The sequence below is a fragment of the Flavobacterium sp. Arc3 genome (genome assembly GCF_041431375.1).
Classification (GTDB): Bacteria; Bacteroidota; Bacteroidia; order Flavobacteriales; family Flavobacteriaceae; genus Flavobacterium.
In genome coordinates this window covers 53,630-70,856 of sequence record NZ_JASMRI010000019.1, presented here as the reverse complement: position 1 = coordinate 70,856, position 17,227 = coordinate 53,630, and the positions used below count along the sequence as shown (strand labels likewise).

General features: G+C 35.7%; 12 protein-coding genes and 1 pseudogene. 4 read left to right on the top strand and 9 right to left on the bottom strand.

Going from position 1 to position 17,227, the window contains the following annotated elements; all coding sequences use genetic code 11:
- Window positions 1-2,670: an alpha/beta hydrolase family protein gene (locus tag QO200_RS13950; RefSeq protein WP_371541057.1), complete on the top strand. Its 2,670-nt coding sequence runs from the start codon at window positions 1-3 to the stop codon at window positions 2,668-2,670.
- Window positions 2,671-2,724: 54 nt separating this feature from the next.
- Here QO200_RS13950 and QO200_RS13945 read toward each other — a convergent pair whose 3' ends face one another.
- The 4 genes from QO200_RS13945 to QO200_RS13930 form a co-directional block, all read right to left on the bottom strand.
- Complete coding sequence (locus tag QO200_RS13945; RefSeq protein WP_132109417.1) at window positions 2,725-2,988, bottom strand: DUF6520 family protein; 264 nt, start codon at window positions 2,986-2,988, stop codon at window positions 2,725-2,727.
- 90 nt (window positions 2,989-3,078) lie between these two features.
- The gene (locus QO200_RS13940) at window positions 3,079-4,575 is read right to left on the bottom strand and encodes a MauE/DoxX family redox-associated membrane protein (protein ID WP_371541056.1); all 1,497 of its coding nucleotides are present in this window, start codon (window positions 4,573-4,575) and stop codon (window positions 3,079-3,081) included.
- Window positions 4,576-4,676: 101 nt separating this feature from the next.
- Window positions 4,677-5,582: a helix-turn-helix domain-containing protein gene (locus QO200_RS13935; protein WP_371541055.1), complete on the bottom strand. Its 906-nt coding sequence runs from the start codon at window positions 5,580-5,582 to the stop codon at window positions 4,677-4,679.
- Between the two features lie 280 nt (window positions 5,583-5,862).
- Window positions 5,863-6,735, bottom strand: coding sequence for a tyrosine-type recombinase/integrase (locus QO200_RS13930; RefSeq protein ID WP_371541054.1), 873 nt, complete (start codon window positions 6,733-6,735; stop codon window positions 5,863-5,865).
- Between the two features lie 374 nt (window positions 6,736-7,109).
- Here QO200_RS13930 and QO200_RS13925 point away from each other — a divergent pair, with 374 nt between their 5' ends.
- The 3 genes and pseudogenes from QO200_RS13925 (at window position 7,110) to QO200_RS13915 (ending at window position 11,027) form a co-directional block, all read left to right on the top strand.
- Window positions 7,110-7,433 carry a helix-turn-helix domain-containing protein gene (locus QO200_RS13925; protein WP_371541053.1) on the top strand — a complete coding sequence of 108 codons (324 nt, stop codon included), beginning with the start codon at window positions 7,110-7,112 and terminating at the stop codon, window positions 7,431-7,433.
- A 68-nt stretch (window positions 7,434-7,501) separates the two neighbouring features.
- Window positions 7,502-8,924, top strand: a pseudogene (locus QO200_RS13920) (DUF3945 domain-containing protein).
- A 21-nt stretch (window positions 8,925-8,945) separates the two neighbouring features.
- A complete protein-coding gene (locus QO200_RS13915) occupies window positions 8,946-11,027 on the top strand; it encodes a DNA topoisomerase (RefSeq protein WP_371541052.1) in 2,082 nt (693 codons plus the stop codon).
- 415 nt (window positions 11,028-11,442) lie between these two features.
- On the opposite strand, the gene QO200_RS13910 is transcribed toward QO200_RS13915, so the two are convergent.
- From QO200_RS13910 to mobA, 5 genes are all read right to left on the bottom strand, one after another.
- Window positions 11,443-12,693, bottom strand: coding sequence for a type II toxin-antitoxin system HipA family toxin (locus QO200_RS13910; protein ID WP_371541051.1), 1,251 nt, complete (start codon window positions 12,691-12,693; stop codon window positions 11,443-11,445).
- A gap of 49 nt (window positions 12,694-12,742) precedes the next feature.
- Entirely contained in the window at window positions 12,743-13,033 is a 291-nt protein-coding gene (locus tag QO200_RS13905; protein WP_371541050.1) for a helix-turn-helix domain-containing protein, read from the bottom strand.
- An 86-nt stretch (window positions 13,034-13,119) separates the two neighbouring features.
- Window positions 13,120-15,129: a conjugal transfer protein MobC gene (gene mobC / locus QO200_RS13900; protein ID WP_371541049.1), complete on the bottom strand. Its 2,010-nt coding sequence runs from the start codon at window positions 15,127-15,129 to the stop codon at window positions 13,120-13,122.
- A 104-nt stretch (window positions 15,130-15,233) separates the two neighbouring features.
- A complete protein-coding gene (gene mobB, locus QO200_RS13895) occupies window positions 15,234-16,550 on the bottom strand; it encodes a conjugal transfer protein MobB (RefSeq protein WP_371541048.1) in 1,317 nt (438 codons plus the stop codon).
- Window positions 16,547-16,993 carry a conjugal transfer protein MobA gene (gene mobA / locus QO200_RS13890; RefSeq protein ID WP_371541047.1) on the bottom strand — a complete coding sequence of 149 codons (447 nt, stop codon included), beginning with the start codon at window positions 16,991-16,993 and terminating at the stop codon, window positions 16,547-16,549. Before mobA ends, mobB begins: the two co-directional genes overlap by 4 nt.
- Window positions 16,994-17,227 lie beyond the last annotated feature (234 nt).

Below are 17,227 nucleotides of genomic sequence, written 5' to 3'. Positions count from 1 at the left end.
ATGATCAATTATAACAACGGTACTCTACGGTTAATCGATAGAAAGACCAATACGACACTATTTGGCAGTATTTGCCGATGGGTTAATTTTTTAATTTTTTTGTTAGTTGCTTGCCCGAATTACGGGCAGGTACTACCAAAAAAAGCAGTTACAGAAAGCGATTATCATTTGTGGGGAACGCTTTATACTGACAAAATATCTGATAAAGGGAACTGGGTAAGCTATGCAATGCGCTATGACGAAAGCCCTGATACGCTTTTTGTGAAGCGAAGTGATGGAAAGAAGATGTATACTTTTGCAAAATCCAATGCGGGAGCATTTAGCGGGGAACGTCAATTTGTCTGCCTTGATACTGATGGACGACTATCTCTTCTTGATTTGGAAAAGGATAAGATCAACGTAATTGAAGAAGTGGAAACGTATTCCTTTTCGGGAAATGGTAACTATTTGATTACTGTGGAAGGAAAAGCGAAGCAGCGGGTATTACAGCTCAGGAATAGTGGAGGAGAGCTATTGCAAAGTATTGCTGGGATTGATCAATTCCGTATGAGTAGTTCCAAGGATGCGCTTGTCTGTACCATTGAAAACGGTGGCGTTTACCAAGTACTGATGGTGACCTTTGGGTCAACTATATCGAAATCAGTAGTAGCTGAAAGTGGTAGTGGGAAATTTTCGCAACTGATATGGAATGCTGATGGTCAATCTGTTGCTTTTCTAAGAGAAAATAAAGATAGTATCAGTGGAATTAATCGTCCGGCTGTTTTCTGTTTTTCTGTAAAGAATACTATATTATTTCAGTTGGAGCCCAATAAAATTCCAGATAGTTTCTATGTGGAAAGCGAATTCGCGAGTGGTTTGACGCTTTCTCCTGATGGTAAAAGGGTATTTTTTACTATTAGAAAGGAGGTTGCCATAGCAGAAAAATTTGATGGGGCACAGGTATGGAATGGCAATGATGCGGTTGTTTATTCTGAAAGGCAGACTGTGGAAGATCTCGAATTTAATACCAGAATCGCTGCATGGTGGCCGGAGCAAGATCGTTTTATGCTAATTACCGATCAAAGTAAACCCTTCGGTTTTCTGAATGCCAGTCAAGATTTTGCTATTACTTATAATAAAAACGATTTAGGACCGCAATATATAATGGAGCGGAATGTAAACTTCTTTGTTACTGATCTAGAAACGGGACAGAGAAATTTACTTTTAGAAAACCAGTCTACACAACTAGAAACATTAAGTTTGTCACCTGGCGGAAAATATTTTGCTTATTTTAAAGATAACGATTGGTGGGTTTATAATTTTTTGACTGGTGCCCATTCTAATGTTACAGGGCGGCACGAGCTTCAATTAGCGGACTGGGAAGATAAAATTTGGCCAATTAACTACCGGATTGTAGGCTGGGGTGTTCATGACGAATATATTCTACTTTATGATCAGTTTGATATTTGGCAAATAGATTTTAAAGGAAATAAAGCTGTTCGACTTACTAGAGGGAAGGAGTCGGGAATTACATTTCGGATAGCTCCGCCAGTTGATAGGGAATTTTTTGTACCCTATTTTACTGGACATATTGATGCAGCGATCAATACTAAAAATAAAATAATGTTAAGTGCGAAAAGGAATAATGAAAGTGGTTACTTTATTCTTGGTCCAAAAAAGAACGTAGAACCGATTTTTTTTGGTGATTTTCTTACTACAAAAATACTAAAAGCCAGCAAAGCGAATGTGTATGTTTATGAATCACAAAAATATAATAGTCCGCCAGAATTAAGCATAAGCATGGGCAAGGAAGAAACGAATACAAAACTCTATCAGAGTAATTTACAGCATTATAAATATGCGTGGGCAAAGCAGGAAAAGATCTATTATCGGGATTCAAAAAACTCTCTTTTAACTGGGATCTTGTACTACCCTGCAGCTTATAGTCCAGAAAAGAAGTATCCAATGATTGTACATATTTATGAAAAGCAATCCTATTTACTTCATTATTACATCAATCCATCGCTCCATAATATGGCAGGATTTAATACCTCTAACCTAACTGCTCAAGGTTATTTTGTGCTGCTCCCTGATATTGAATATGAGTTGGGAAATCCAGGGGTATCAGCTGCAGATTGTGTCATTGCTGCCACCAAAGCGGTTGTAAGTAAAGACTTAGTCGACAATTCTAAAATTGGCTTAATTGGACACTCTTTTGGAGGATATGAAACCAATTTTATACTGGGGCAGACCAATTTGTTTGCAAGTGCTATATCAGGGGCTTCTGTTTTTGATCTTGCTGGATGGTATCTTTCTATCGGTTGGACTTTTGGAAGACCAGAGATGTGGCGATTTGAGAGCCAGCAGTGGCGTATGGGAAAATCTTTGTTTGAAGATAGGAAAGGATACGAGCGTAATTCGCCGCTCAACTTTGTCGATAAAATAGAAACGCCTGTACTCATTTGGACAGGAGAAGAAGACAGGCAAATCCATTATTATCAAAGTATTGCTTTTTATCTTGCGATGCAACGATTGAAAAAAAGCGCCATCTTACTAGTGTATCGCGGAGATGGTCATGCATTGGTAAAAAAGGAGAATCAACAGAACTTTGCTCATCGAATAGAAGATTGGTTTGGCTATTATTTAAAAGGAGAATCACCCAAAAAATGGATTGCTGAAGGAGTACAATAAGAAATGCAGGTCATAAGAAATTATGACCTGCATTAATTTTACCTTAAATATTTTTTAAGGTTTGTGGGTCAATATCTCTGTACAGTCCGATGTTGGCGAAGGTTTCGCATACATTTGATCTGTTCCGTCAACACAAAGCACAGTTCCGATGTTATTACAGATTTTTTGTGGCTGACAATTGAATGGCGCCGTACGTTTAAAACCTTGCACGCTCGCGATTTCAGATTTAGTTGTCGAATCACTGGTGCTTACCGCACCTGCCGATGCCAACACAAAGGCGACAACGGGAAACATCATTTTAATTGCTAAAGATTTCATAATATTAAAATTTAAAAATTAACTAATGTGATCTACTCTTTTTTACAGGTTTTCGATCTGACCCCTGATACTGGCCGGTATGTCTTTCATTTAATTATTGTATTTATTTTTCAATGCTGCAGCTAGTTTGTAAGAAACAATGTTGGACCCTATTATTGCAAAAAAATGGGTATTGGTTACTATAAAATCATCAATTTTTTCACCGTCAATTTTGTAGATGTAAAAGCTCATTAAATAGGATTTCGTTAGAATGTCGTATACATCGATAACATTTGCATTTTTCCACATTTTTATTTCATCATATCTCCCAGGTAATGTTGAGTTTACGAACAACAGGTTATTATGGATTGCGCTAACTCTGTTTACCAATAATGGGGGTGCTGAAAATACCCTCTGCTTCTTCGCCTTTACATATGCAATTTTGATTTTAGCTTTAGAAGTGGTATCAATTGTGTTTCCGCGATGCACAAGGTTAAGATATTGATCTGTAACCGTATATTGATTGCGGTAGTAGTATAAGTAAACAAATTTTCTTTGCTGTTGACTGTACTGCATTATTCCATCTGTATCGAATAATCCATCAATTTGTTTCTGAAGAAGTTCATGAGCCGATTTTTTAATTTGGCCATCGTTGAGGTTTACAGTTGCTAAAAGATTTTCTCGAGTATTGCTGAGCGTTCGAATTATGATGGTTGCGGAATCAATGAGTACTGCTTTTGTGAAACCGGGGATTTTTCTGGATTGTAAAACGGCTTTTCCATCACTTAAATTTCCTTTAAAAATTATGGGAACTGTACCGTCGAATAAATAAAAGTGGGGTGGAAGTACTCGTAATTGAATATTATGGAATTTGAACAACGTATCCGTAATCTTGATGTGCTGGGTTATGATCACTTGAAGTGCTGTATCCAATGTAGTTATCAATGCTGGTGCCGAAGTATTTCCCAGAAATAGCTTACCATTGCTTTCGCCAGCAAAGTAAAAGGAATTGAATTTCAGGTTTTCTACAGTAATTCGTTTGGCAGGAAAGGGAGGAAACCTTCTCACAAAGTTATTGCGATGTTGCACCATGTCTTCAGAAACAAGAAACAGCCCAGCCATTAAAACTACACTTAGTAGCGATATTGCTACAAGACGTATGCTGATATAAAATCGCGGTTTATTCTGCCAATCATTGGAAAGATACAAAGCTGTCGCTGCAAGTATTACCATTGCAATATTGAAGATAAGATGCTCTGTCCAGTTCATGTTTTCAAGGATGCCTCCGCAAGAGCAGGGTACAAATGAGCTGTAATTGAGTATTATGTAGATATAAATTGTAAATAGTAGCATCAGTCCAAATGCCGAGAACAATCCGATTATTCTGGTGTTTGGTATTGATAGCAAAATAGCTATTGCAAATTCTACTGTTAGTACTGCATAAGAAATATATGTAGCAAAGGCAGTAAGTAAAGGAGATTGAGCAAGCTGTATCTGAAAGTTGTGAAAATCCAGTAGTTTACTGACTGCTGAATAGACGAAAAGCAGTATGAATAAGTAACTAATACTGATCGTGAATTTCTCTTTGAATGTAGCAGTTACTTTCATTGTACTGTTTTTTTTAGTACTGTAAAATTGTAAATAAAAAACATATAACATTATGCAAATCAGGCATTTCGTTATTCAAAAAATAAAACAGTGCAAAAGTATTAGGGTAGAAGATCTTCTTCGGGTCTTGATAGATCACTTGGTTTGTAGCCAAATCTTTTTTTGAAGGCTTTATAGAAGTTAAGATAGCCCTTAAAGCCGTTCAGATATGCAATTTCTTTTAAAGAAACAGCTGTTTGCCGGATCATTAGATTTGCTCTTTTCAAGCGTTCCTCTTGATAAAAGTTATAGACACTTGTTTTGAAAAAAGTTCTAAAACCATTTTTTAATATGTGTTCTTCAATAGCAAATATTTGTGCCAAGTGATGTAAAGTGGGTAAAGGTTCATCCAGATGACTTAGAATATAGTCATGTAAATTTTGTACCGCAGTCACTTCATTGTGTTTGCGAATTTTTGAACCAGAGAGACGGTCATTAATGTCACGCATCTCTTCAAGTATGGTTGATACTGAACTTACAATTATTTCATCGCTATATAGTAATCGTGATACTGTGCAAAATGATGGCAGTAGGTGATTATCACCAGTAATGAAAATTAATTGCAAAGTAGTGGTGTAATTGGAGTTTTTATCTAATTCATCAAGAATACCATTCCAAAGATCTTTCGATTGCTGATCAATCAATTTTCCAAAGTCGGTATTGACAATTATATCTGGTTTATATTTAAGAGTGTGTGGCACCTCATTATTAAAACTCAATAAAACAAAATCATTATCCAATACAAATGTTAATTGAATTAGATTTTGGTACGGATAGTAAGCACTGTTATGTCCTGATGCCAAATTTATTTTTTGGAGATCTTCTGCAATTTTATTTAATGCTGCGGCAATATTTTTTAATTCATCATTACTATTATCCTCGATGCGGAAGGTCATATTTCCAGTTGCCATTTCGAACAGCATTTGGTAAATACGTTTAATCCGGACCTGATTAAATTGGTCTGACATAAATATATAATTTGAAGTGATTTGCTGGTGGAAGAAAAGGAAAAAACTTTACAAACGTATCAAAATAAATTATTTGAAGCTAAAAGTATAGTGTTCAATTCGGGAATTGAATAGGTGTTTTTTAGAAAAAAGTGAGCGGTAAATCGTTTTTTAATTTCATAATTAAATAATAATATATCGTTGTGATCTTTTTATAAGGGCAAAAAGGAAGTTGTACTGAACCTTTATATCGTTGCTAATTTCCTTTAGCATTAGGAAAATCTAAAGGGGATAGAAAATATCAGATTGTTTTTTGTTCCTTTTTTGCTTTAATCGTACAGAATTTGTCTCTTAGAATTTTCATGTCTTCACCTACTTTTTTATCTAAAACTTTGGCATAATGTTGTGTGGTTCTCAAGTTTTTATGACCAAGCATTTTGCTAACACTTTCAATTGGGACGCCATTTGTAAGTGTTACAGTGGTTGCAAAAGTATGACGGGCAATATGGAAAGTGAGTTCTTTATCAATCCCGCAAACGCCCGCAATCTCTTTCAGATAGGAATTCATTTTCTGATTGCTCAAAATAGGGAGAAGTTTGTCTTGGTTACAGCATTCTGGATGATTTTCGTATTTATCGATAATCATTTGCGTAACCGGAAGAATTGGGATTTTGGATGCGGTTTCTGTTTTCTGTCTGTGAGTGAAGATCCATTTCTCCCCATCTATACCCAAGCTTATATGTGATTTTGTCAAGTTTTTGACATCAATGTACGCTAATCCCGTAAAGCAGCTGAAAAGAAAGATATCGCGTACGAGGGATAGTCGTTCCGTTTTGAAATCTTTGTTGATGACGGTCTCGATTTCGTCCTCTGATAAATACACACGTTCGACTTCTTTTACTTTGTAATTGCTGAAAGGGGTTCTATATAGCCAATGATTGGCTAAACAGATCTTGATTATTTTACTGAATTTCTTGATGTATTTCAGTGCGGTATTGTTTGTACAATTACGCACGCTTCGTAAAAAGAATTCATACTCCATTATAAAGGCATGATCTATTTGCTTGATGTTGATATCTGATACTTTGTATTTCCATTCCAGAAATTCGACCGTATGCTTTAAAGAAGTGTTGTAATGTTCGAATGTTCCAAGAGGATATTCCTTTCCTAGCAAGTCCAGGCTTATTTTTTTTAGAGGAAATATGTTTTATTACTTTTTTGATTTAAAATATTCTTTTCCGTCCTAAAATAAATCTATCACAACTTGTGAAGTGCTTGTGAAACTCATCCATTTTTTATAATAAAATTTGCTCCATCAAAAAAATATTGAAGCAGTTTAGAACCTAGTAGGTCATTAATATTTATCTAGAGAATTTTAAAATTTTAAGTTAATTAAAAGATGTTTTTTTTAATCAAATAAACATAGTTAAACAGCAAATTCAAATGTGATAGCTAATAATGATCTTGTTGCGAGTAAGAATATTTTTGAAATGCATCCTTCAAAAATATATTGGGATTTATAAGTTTTAACCTTTATAAGATAGGCTCATGAATATAGATAGAATGGAATTTATAGCGTGGATGGAACGAATCATGGATCGTTTTGATGTTTTGAATGAAAATATGAATGAAAATCAAAAGAAACGAAATAACATTGACGGAGAGGAATTGCTTGATAATCAGGACCTTTTGCAGATGCTGAAAATTAGTAGTCGTTCACTTCAACGTTACCGTTCATCAGGTAAGTTACCTTATTACACAATCAGTGGGAAGATTTATTATAAACTAAGTGATGTCCATCAATTTATAAGGGATAGTTTTAGTGCCCCTCTCAAAGAAAATAGACAAAACAGGACAAGTCAAGCCAGATGAAGTCATTATTTGATTAGAAGTTTCCTGTCTCATTATTTTCGGATAATGAAATTTTAAATAATGTTGTAATGAACGAACAACCAATTGATAAACCAAAATTTATAGGACAACTTTCAGATGTCTTATTAGTAATCGATACCAAAAAAAAAGAAAATTGAAGAGTCCAAGGATATTGGAAAGGATCAAGAGCGGCAAACGGTAGCGCCTAAAAAAAAGAATGAAAACCAGTTCGTGCGTATAGACAAACACGGAGATGTGTTTACTAATTTTTTCACCAATTTCTACCATCAATTTAAAGATCCTACTCATTTTTCCTTTTTTAGCTTTTCAGCACAGCAAGCAATTGCTGTAGCTAACGAGATAAAAAAAATGACTAAAAATCTTAGCAAAGATGTAGAAAAAATAAAACCCAAAAATGAAATAAAAATAAATTATAAACAAGAAAATAAGAATACTATGGAAACAACAAAATCAACAACGGAAACGGAAAACCGTTACAAATTAGAACAAATCGATTGGAAATCAATGGCTAATCTCGGATTAACTAAAGAACGACTTGAGAAAATGAATGTCCTTGAACCTTTACTAAAAGGCTACAAAACAAATGAATTAGTTCCTGTTACTCTTGATTTAGGGACATCAATTACTAAAATGGATGCTAGGCTTTCGCTACAAGCAAAAGAAGATGGGCAAGTAGTATTGGCAATCCACGGAATTCGAAAAGAACCTCAACTGCATTTTAAATTCTTTGGTCATGAATTTACAAAGGAAGACAAAGATAATTTGCTGAAAAATGGAAATATGGGGAGAGTTGTTGACTTGACAAATCCCAAAACTGGCGAGACAATTCCATCCATTATCAGCGTTGACAAGTTAACCAATGAGCTCATTGCGCTACGTACAACACTCATTAAAATTCCAGAAGAAATCAAGGGAATTAAGCTTGATGATCAACAAAAACATACATTGTCAGAAGGTAAATCGTTGTATCTAGAAGGTATGATTTCTAAAAAGGGAGAGCCATTTAATGCTTCAGTACAGTTTAATGCAGACAAGCGATATGTAGAGTTTTTGTTCGATAGAGGAAATAGCAACAAGCAAACAGAAAAGCAAGATATTGAAGCTCCAAAAGCTTTTCGAGGGAAAGAATTGGATACTGCGCAATTTGAAAAATTCAAAGAAGGACAGACCGTGTATGTAAACGGATTGGTTGATAAGAAAGGCAAAGAATACCAAGGTTATATCACATTCGATAAAGATACAGGAAAAACAGATTTTTCTTTTGACAATCCTAATAAATTAAAAGAGAAAGCACAACCAAAAGAGGAAAATAAAACACAAGTTGCTGTAAATTCAGAAGGTAAAACCAACGAGGCCACTAAAAATAGTAAAGAGCCTCTGAAAAGCAAACAGAGTAGCCCTGAAACTGAAAAGCAACAAGAACTGCAGGAGAAACCCAAAGAAGCCAAATCAAAAGTGCGAAAAATGTAATTACGCTAAAGACTTGTTCAGATGAAAGTAGTAATTGCAGAAAAACCAAGTGTTGCTCGGGAGATTGCTCTCTTGTTAGGAGCTACAGAAAAGGAAGAAGGTTACTTGATGGGAAATGGGTATCAGGTAACCTGGGCGTTCGGGCATTTAGTGGCTTTAGCTATGCCGGAAGATTATGGAATTAGTGGGTTTCAAAGAGAAGCTTTGCCTATACTGCCTAATCCATTCTTATTGACAGTACGTAAAGTAAAAAAAGACAAGACTTATACTCGTGATCTTGGGGCATTGAAACAACTCAAAACAATTGATCAACTATTTAAAAACTGCGATAGTATAATTGTGGCTACCGATGCAGGACGAGAGGGAGAGCTTATTTTTCGATACATCTATGAATATTTAAACTGCTCTAAACCTTTCGAACGATTATGGATTAGTTCGTTAACCGAAAAGGCAATTCTTAATGGATTTGAAAATCTAAAATCAGGAAAAGACTTTGATAGTTTGCATGATGCGGGAGTAGGAAGGAGTCGTGCAGATTGGTTAGTAGGAATCAATGCATCGCAAGCACTAACTGTTGCGAGTGGAAGTGGTATTTTTTCGCTGGGTCGGGTTCAAACTCCAACATTAGCATTAATTTGCAAACGTTTTTTAGAAAATCAGTCATTCAAAATTGAAGACTATTGGCAAATTGAATTGGAGCATAACAAAGAGTACGTTGATTTTAAAAGTCTTTCTACACTTAAATGGGATGAAGTTAAAAAGGCTGAGTATGTATTGAAAACAGTATTTAAGCATGGAAAGGCTTCAGTAATAGACACAGAAACCAAAACCATAAGTGAGCAGTCACCATTATTATTTGATCTTACTGCATTACAGAAAGAGGCTAACACAAGGTTAAGTCTAACAGCCGAAGAAACGCTCAATATCGCTCAAAGTCTTTATGAAAAGAAATTCATTAGTTACCCACGTACTGGGAGTAAATATATTCCTGAGGACATGTGGGAAGAAATTCCTAAGCTGATAAGGATAGTGGAAGAGCTGGAGAAATTCAAAGCTGTAGTTGCTAAGATGAAATTAAATCGTTTGAATAAACGGATCGTCAACGATTTAAAAGTGACCGATCATCATGGTATATTGATCACCGATAAAATACCATCGGCTTTATCAGCCAGAGAGAAGGCAATTTATGAAATGATTGTCTATCGATTGTTAGAGTCAGTTTCTCCTGTTTGTACTAAAGAAATAACAAACATTGTGCTACAGGTTGCACACTATGATTTTGGATTAAAAGGAATCAAAATTCTAGATGCTGGTTGGAGAGTTATCAAAGGTGATTTTAGCGATGAAGATAAAGATCCAATTCAAGAATTACCAACTCTAAAAATTGGTGATGAAGTAAAGATTAAGACAGCAAAAATAGTAGCAAAGAAAACCAAACCACCAGGTATTTATACGGAAGCAAGCTTATTATCTGCAATGGAGAACGCAGGGAATCAGATTGAAAATGAGCAGGAACGCAAAATAATACAAGGTGTAGGAATTGGTACTCCTGCCACTAGAGCAGCCATTATTGAAACACTTTTTAACAGGGAATATGTTAAACGCGATAAAAAATTACTACTGCCGACAGCAAAAGGATTAAAGGTCTATGAATTGGTAAAAGACAAAAATATTGCTAATGTGATGTTGACTGCAAACTGGGAACTAGCTTTGCAAAAGATAGAGAATAATGAATCTAATTTAGCAACCTTCCAAAAAGAAATAGAAACTTATACAAAGTCTTTAACTCATGAAATACTTGATTTAGCAATAGAAGTAGAGCGACAACCGGAGCTTATTTGTCCAAAATGTAAGGTCCAAAAATTGATTCTTCGAGACAAGTTGGTTAAATGCAAGGACGAAAACTGTAATTGGGTTCAGTTCAGAAATATATGCGGCATACAACTCAATCTTGTAGATTTGGAAGCATTGATAACTAAAGGAAAGACCAGTCTCTTAAAAGGAATGACAAGTAAATCAGGTAAGAAATTCGATGCTTTTATCGCTATGGATGAAGGAGGAGAGACCTCTTTTATATTTCCCCAAAAGAAGAAAGGAAAATAAACTGGTTGACAGATCTTTGGTTACTTTTTAGTAAAACTTACTTATAGAGAAAAATATGAATCTAAGAGATTTGAGTACCAACTCAAATTAATAAAAGGAAGGCTATAAGTAGGATAGGGCTGGAATGCAGTGGAGCGTAGGCACGGAGCGTAAAGTAATGAAGCTTTATCCTGCTTATATAAGCCTGACCGAACGCAAGGAATGAACATGTGGAGCTGAGGAACGGAACAGCCTAAAAATAACAGTTGCTTATTTTCAAGCTGCTGTTTTTTTTATGGGCTGTGAAGTGCCTGCGAAGGGTAGGGATGCCGAAAAACAGTTTTTCGCTTACACCTTAATCATTAAGGCATACCGACGGCAGCAGCCGAACGGAGCAAAGAGAATGATTGGAGTGAGACTGATTTTTAAAGTATCTCTAATAAATAAAAGCCTTTTCCATCATTTCCAACTCTGCTCTAGAAATTCCTATTTCGGTGGCTATTGTTTTCCAGTTGGTTGTAACTTGTATGATTTCTTGAATAATGTTTTCCATTTGTAAAGTATTCAATCTAAAATACTCCCCAACACTTTTAGCGAATTCAAAATCCAACGCATTATTATCCATATCAATATTTAGAGCCAAACCATCTTTGTCTATGGAAGGGTTAAGGTCGTAAGCCGGGGAGAGGATCCAGCCCTCTTTAGTTAAAATAAAACCATGGTTTCGCAAATGGTCATCGGTGTTTGAAATGGCTATATTAAAAACGATTCTGCGCCATAGTTGGTGTAGATTTTCTTCTACGTTGGCACCTTGATTGCTGATGAATTCAGCAATATCTAAATAACTTGCGGGATTGTCTCTTATAGTATCTTCATTGTTACCTGTCATAGTCATAGCCGAAGCAAAATGAATTCTTTTACCTTTTCCTCTATCAAAACGTTTGGTAAAGAAAGTATTGTGCTTGCCCATGATTTTTTCTATTCGACAGGGCGCCATATTAATACCAGCATTGGTAGCCAATTTATAGGCCAGAAACTCCCAAGCTGCTTTATCTCCAGTATCTGTTTTGGAGGGGAATTTAGCAATCCAAAGACTATTGTCATTGTCTAAAATATTAGCTTTGGGTCTAGCGCCTCCTAATGAGGATCCAGGCGCCATAAGAACCGATAGCCATTTGTTGACCTCTTCATTATCTTTGTCATTTTCGAAATTAGCTGCTGCATTTTGCAGTTCTCGAATAGAGGACCAGGGCGGAGTAGAAGTGTTTTTATTGTTATCTAAGAAATCTCCATTCGGATCGGTTTTAAATCGTAATGCTCCCATACGACTTTCATCATATACACCTAACAGAAAATCAATATCATAGAGTGTTTTTGACTTTTCGTTCCTTTCTCTAGCAAGTTGCGCTTCTCGACGTTTCATTAAGGTGCGTCCCCAAGTGTCAGGCATGCTGTCTAAAAAAATGCCAAAGTTTTCTTTTTGATTCGGGTATTGTGGTCCACTATATAATTGGATGTCTGGATCCAAAAGGAATTTTTGTTCAGTTTTGAGCCAGTTTCTATCGTATTCAAAACTAAATGCTTTTTTACCTTTGGCTTGTTGTGCAGATAAGACACCTATTAATTTTGGTTCCTGCATTTCTTGCCAATGGGCGTATACGTAGATGTCGGTTTTACTTTGTGACATGTTGTGTGTTTTGAATAAGAGATCAGTTTAATTTGCTTCTAGTAAGTCATTACTTTAATAGGTCGAGGTCTTGAAGTTTTCTTCCAAGTTCGTCGTCAGCAGCTAATTTTAAAAAATCGTCTTGCAAACCGAGTACTCTCAGTACATTAAAATAGGCACCTATTGCCACACTAGAATTTCCTTTTTCTATTTGGTATAAAGTGGTTCTAGCAATATCGGCTCTTTCAGCAATTTGTATTGCAGTGAGTTTTCTTCTTTTTCGAGCCAATTTAATATTCTCCCCCATTTGCTCTAAAAGGAGTTGGTGTTTAGGGAATAAGATTTGCTTTTTTGCACTCATATTTATAATATGTTCATTAATATGAACAAAAATAGCAAATATGTACATAATAACAAACACTAACTAAAGGTTTATTCTATTTAAGGTTATTGATTTCGCCCCTCTTGCACCAAATGTTGCAAATCAGGATCGTTTTTAATGCGTTCCAATTCACTTTCTATAATAAAAACAATATCTCGTTTTATCTGTTTATAATTAGCCTCAATTTCGATTTTCATATTATCTTGACCGTTTTCATCAACGAAAGGTAAAATAACGGGTATCTTTTTATAAGCTTTAGTTTCTGAAGCTACTTTTTCATTGTCTACCACAATTTCAGAATGGAAAATTTTCTGTTCTATGCGTTCGTCAAAGTTATCTGAAACAGCTCCCACAAACACACCCTGCGTAAGCGTGGAGATTTTTGATGATGGTATCAAGCTGTCTAATTGTGTAGAAATTGAGGTTGATTTGTCATTTCGATTGATAGTTAAACTCTGGCGTTTCTGTAATACTTTACCAAACCGTTCGGATAAGCTTTTGGCCGTTTCTCCTACAACCTGACCACTAAAGATGTTGCCCACCGTATTTTGAATGACCTTACTTTCCTTATCACCATAATCACGAGTCAATTGCGAATAATCTTGAAATCCCAAACATACCGCTACTTTATTGCTTCTAGCTGTGGCAATTAAATTATCTAAGCCTCTAAAATAAATCGTTGGTAACTCATCGATTATCACCGAACTTTTTAATTTTCCTTTCTTATTGATTAGTTTTATGATTCTCGAATTGTACAAACCCAAGGCAGCAGAATAAATATTTTGTCTGTCGGGATTGTTTCCTACGCAAAGAATTTTAGGTTCATCTGGATTATTGATGTCCAACGAAAAGTCATCTCCAGTCATCACCCAATAAAGTTGAGGTGAAATCATTCTAGACAACGGAATTTTTGCGGAAGCGATTTGTCCTTGCAATTGATCTTGAGCGCCACCTTGCCAAGCATCCATAAACGGTGACAAATAATTTTCGAGATCAGGGTAGGAAGTAAGGATAGTAAAAACATCAACATATTTCTTGTTTAGTAACTCTATGGCATGTGGAAACGTACAATGCTTTCCATTGTCATAAATTTTTAGAAACCAGATGATAGCGGCTAGTAATATAATGGGAGACTCCACAAAGAAATCGCCTTGTTTTTGTATCCAACTGCGGTTAAGATTCAACATAATGGTATAGGCAGATTCATAAGCATCTGAGATGTCTGTCATAAAATCTGGATTGATGGGATTGCAACGATGGCTTCTGCTAGGATCATCAAAGTTGATAATGTAGAATTTTGGTTTAACGGTATACTTGTCCGAATGCTTAAGTAAATGATTGTATGCAATGGTAGAAAGATCATCGAATTTGAAATCATAGATGTACATCGAAAATCCTTTCTCGATATGCTGCTTGATATAGTTGTTTATAATGGCATAACTCTTACCAGATCCTGGTGTTCCTAAAACTATGGAAGCTCGAAAAGGATTTACCACATTAATCCATCCTTCATTCCATTTGCCTTTGTAATAAAATTTGGTTGGCAGGTTAACGGAATATTCGTTTTGCATCAATTTGGTTTCTTGCATGAAGCTTTCATTCTCATTATTAAAAACATCGCTCATAAGATTGGTTCGTAGTATTCGACTGGTCCAAACTCCAGCCATCATTAGGGAAATGTAACCAACTGAAGTAGTAAGAATATACAACGAAATAGCTAAATCAGCAGATAACTTTAGCAATGGTGTGTTGAGGAAGAAAAGTATAAATCCAATGACTAAGGCAATGGATATTTTAGACCAGCTAATTTTTTCGTTTTTCACACCTTTTGTCCCCAAACAACTTAATGCTAACAATACCAAAGCAAAAATCTTGGTGTAGATGGTATGAGAGAATAGACTTGCAGTACGTTGAAAATTACCTAGAATCTTGTTAATGACTTGCAACGTCCAGCCCTTTTCTAAGAAAAAACTATAACAAAACCAGTAAAAGTGCATGAGTACTAGAAGGATACTCACAGCGCGCATGAAAGCCATTATTTTGGCGAGTCCTCTTAAATCATCTTCTCCTTGCATAATTAAAAAGTTAAAAATGTAACGAGCGAAAGTAGATCGAACGTAAAAGAACCTAAGTCAATTGACTTCCGTTGGCATCAGTTGGCGTTGGTTGTCTCGCTAAACTATTTCTTGCCTCGTTGATTGTTGCGTATTGTCCTTTTCTTTATTTGATTCGCAAATACTTGTTCTTCATAATCTTCACCTTGAGCATTTGGTAATAAAGTTCCAAGGCTTTCTATAAGTCCGAAATTAGTATTAGAATGGGTTGAATGATTTCCATTAAGAAAATCAAAAAGAGCATGCGGTTTTTCTGTTTGAGGTTTGGATTCAGTTTTATTGTTTTTTGATGAAATTGTTTTGGTATGCGGTCTCTCATTCTGAACTTTTTGAGTCCCTTCATTTTTCCATAAATCATTAAAAATGTTGGCAGATAAATTTTTACTTAATTGGGATCCATTCCACACAGTACGAGATTCATGGTCAATAAAAGTCATTCCGTATACACGGCCTTGATCATTTCTTCGAACAATTGTATTAACTCCTTGATCGACTAGTTGTTTTTTAAAATCAGTTTCATTATTCGTGGTATGCGTAGCCACCTCTATCGAATTTTTCAGGATGTCTTTAGAAGGTGCTGTTTTCATCTTCTCTTTAGCTTGTTCGAAATTCTTTTGCAAATTATCCATACCGGCCTGTTTTCCAAAAAGAGAGGATTTGAAAGGATTAGTTACCTTTTTTCCTTTCTCATTCACTGCAAAATAAACAAGTCCTTGCTTAGACTGACCGTGTATTTCTCCGGTTATTTGCTCAGCGGTAATATTAAAAAGAGAAAGTAGTGCATTATAAGCTCCTAAACTTTGATACTGATAATACCTTGGCAGATGTCGAATTACCGATGCTATTTGACTTTTTATATTGGCTACTTTGTAATCAACTGGTTTAAAAATTACTTCCTTCGGTTTTTGATTCTGTTCAGTTGCAGGAAGTAATTGATGTTTTTGCTCCAATGCACGGCACGCATTCATGGAACGTAATTTCTCATAGGAATCAGATAACTTTTTTCCGTAACGATCAACGCAGGTCGAAACGATATGAATGTGAGTTCGTTCAATATCGGTATGCTTAAAAACAACATAAGGCTGGTCGCCATAGCCCATAAGCTCCATATAGTCTTGTGCGATTTTTTTAAAGTCTTCATCACTTACACTATCTTTTGGGTTTGGGTTAAGAGAAATATGCAAAACAGGTTTTTCTGTTCGCTTGTTTGCCATTAAATACGGTTCGAAGGAACTATATAATTGGTTAACAGTAAACTCTCCATTGACTGTTTCTCTTATTCTATTAGTCATTAATATTGATCCATTTTCTTGATCTACTTTAAGTTGGTTATAAGAAAGTGCACCAATTACGTTTGCTCCACGACCAATTTTTGCTATCATTTTTCTCCTTTTTTCAGATGTGTTAATTCGAATTCTTCTGTTAATTGCGTTATGGAACGGCATAACTGAGCCAACTCGATTGTTTGTTTTTCCAATTTAAAGAGATAGGCTGCAGCTTTCTTTTCAGAAAAATTGCGGTACAATATCTTGACAATTTGATTGTAATTAACACCAATAGCACGAAACTGACCGTACAAAGTGGTTAAGCGCATGTAATAATCCATTGCTGCTAGATCTACTTTTACCGTTTTTATTTGCTTTTCAAATAACAGAGAAGTGATAAATAGTGCTTTATTATCCGCTCCCGAAGCTTCAAAAAGAGAAAGGAATTTAGCATTTTCCTGGTCTGTTAGTCGAAATACATAACGGTGGATGCTAGGATCCTTTTTAGGATTCCTACCGCCTTTGTGCTGCTTTTTGTTTTGTTGATTCTCCATCATCATTCTAATTTTAATTTTTAGAAAACCCCGACTTCGGAGGGTGTTTTAGCCCCGCGGCGGCGGCAAGTTGTTTTCAGGCACGGAATTCATTTCGAGTGCCTCAAAACACAACTTGCTCTGTTCTGGTGAACAGATAATCCGTTCGCCTGTCGGCGGAACAGATTTAATACAGCAGGGAAAAACGGCTTTAAGCCGTTCCAGTTCTTATTCAAATGTAGATTTGGGACTTTCATACTC

Excerpts from the sequence above, each read along its gene's own strand:
- QO200_RS13950 (WP_371541057.1), top strand. The coding sequence starts at position 1 with ATGATCAATTATAACAACGGTACTCTACGGTTAATCGATAGAAAGACC.
- QO200_RS13945 (WP_132109417.1), bottom strand. The coding sequence starts at position 2,988 with ATGAAATCTTTAGCAATTAAAATGATGTTTCCCGTTGTCGCCTTTGTG.
- QO200_RS13940 (WP_371541056.1), bottom strand. The coding sequence starts at position 4,575 with ATGAAAGTAACTGCTACATTCAAAGAGAAATTCACGATCAGTATTAGT.
- QO200_RS13935 (WP_371541055.1), bottom strand. The coding sequence starts at position 5,582 with ATGTCAGACCAATTTAATCAGGTCCGGATTAAACGTATTTACCAAATG.
- QO200_RS13925 (WP_371541053.1), top strand. The coding sequence starts at position 7,110 with ATGAATATAGATAGAATGGAATTTATAGCGTGGATGGAACGAATCATG.
- QO200_RS13915 (WP_371541052.1), top strand. The coding sequence starts at position 8,946 with ATGAAAGTAGTAATTGCAGAAAAACCAAGTGTTGCTCGGGAGATTGCT.
- QO200_RS13910 (WP_371541051.1), bottom strand. The coding sequence starts at position 12,693 with ATGTCACAAAGTAAAACCGACATCTACGTATACGCCCATTGGCAAGAA.
- QO200_RS13905 (WP_371541050.1), bottom strand. The coding sequence starts at position 13,033 with ATGAGTGCAAAAAAGCAAATCTTATTCCCTAAACACCAACTCCTTTTA.
- mobC (WP_371541049.1), bottom strand. The coding sequence starts at position 15,129 with ATGCAAGGAGAAGATGATTTAAGAGGACTCGCCAAAATAATGGCTTTC.
- mobB (WP_371541048.1), bottom strand. The coding sequence starts at position 16,550 with ATGATAGCAAAAATTGGTCGTGGAGCAAACGTAATTGGTGCACTTTCT.
- mobA (WP_371541047.1), bottom strand. The coding sequence starts at position 16,993 with ATGATGATGGAGAATCAACAAAACAAAAAGCAGCACAAAGGCGGTAGG.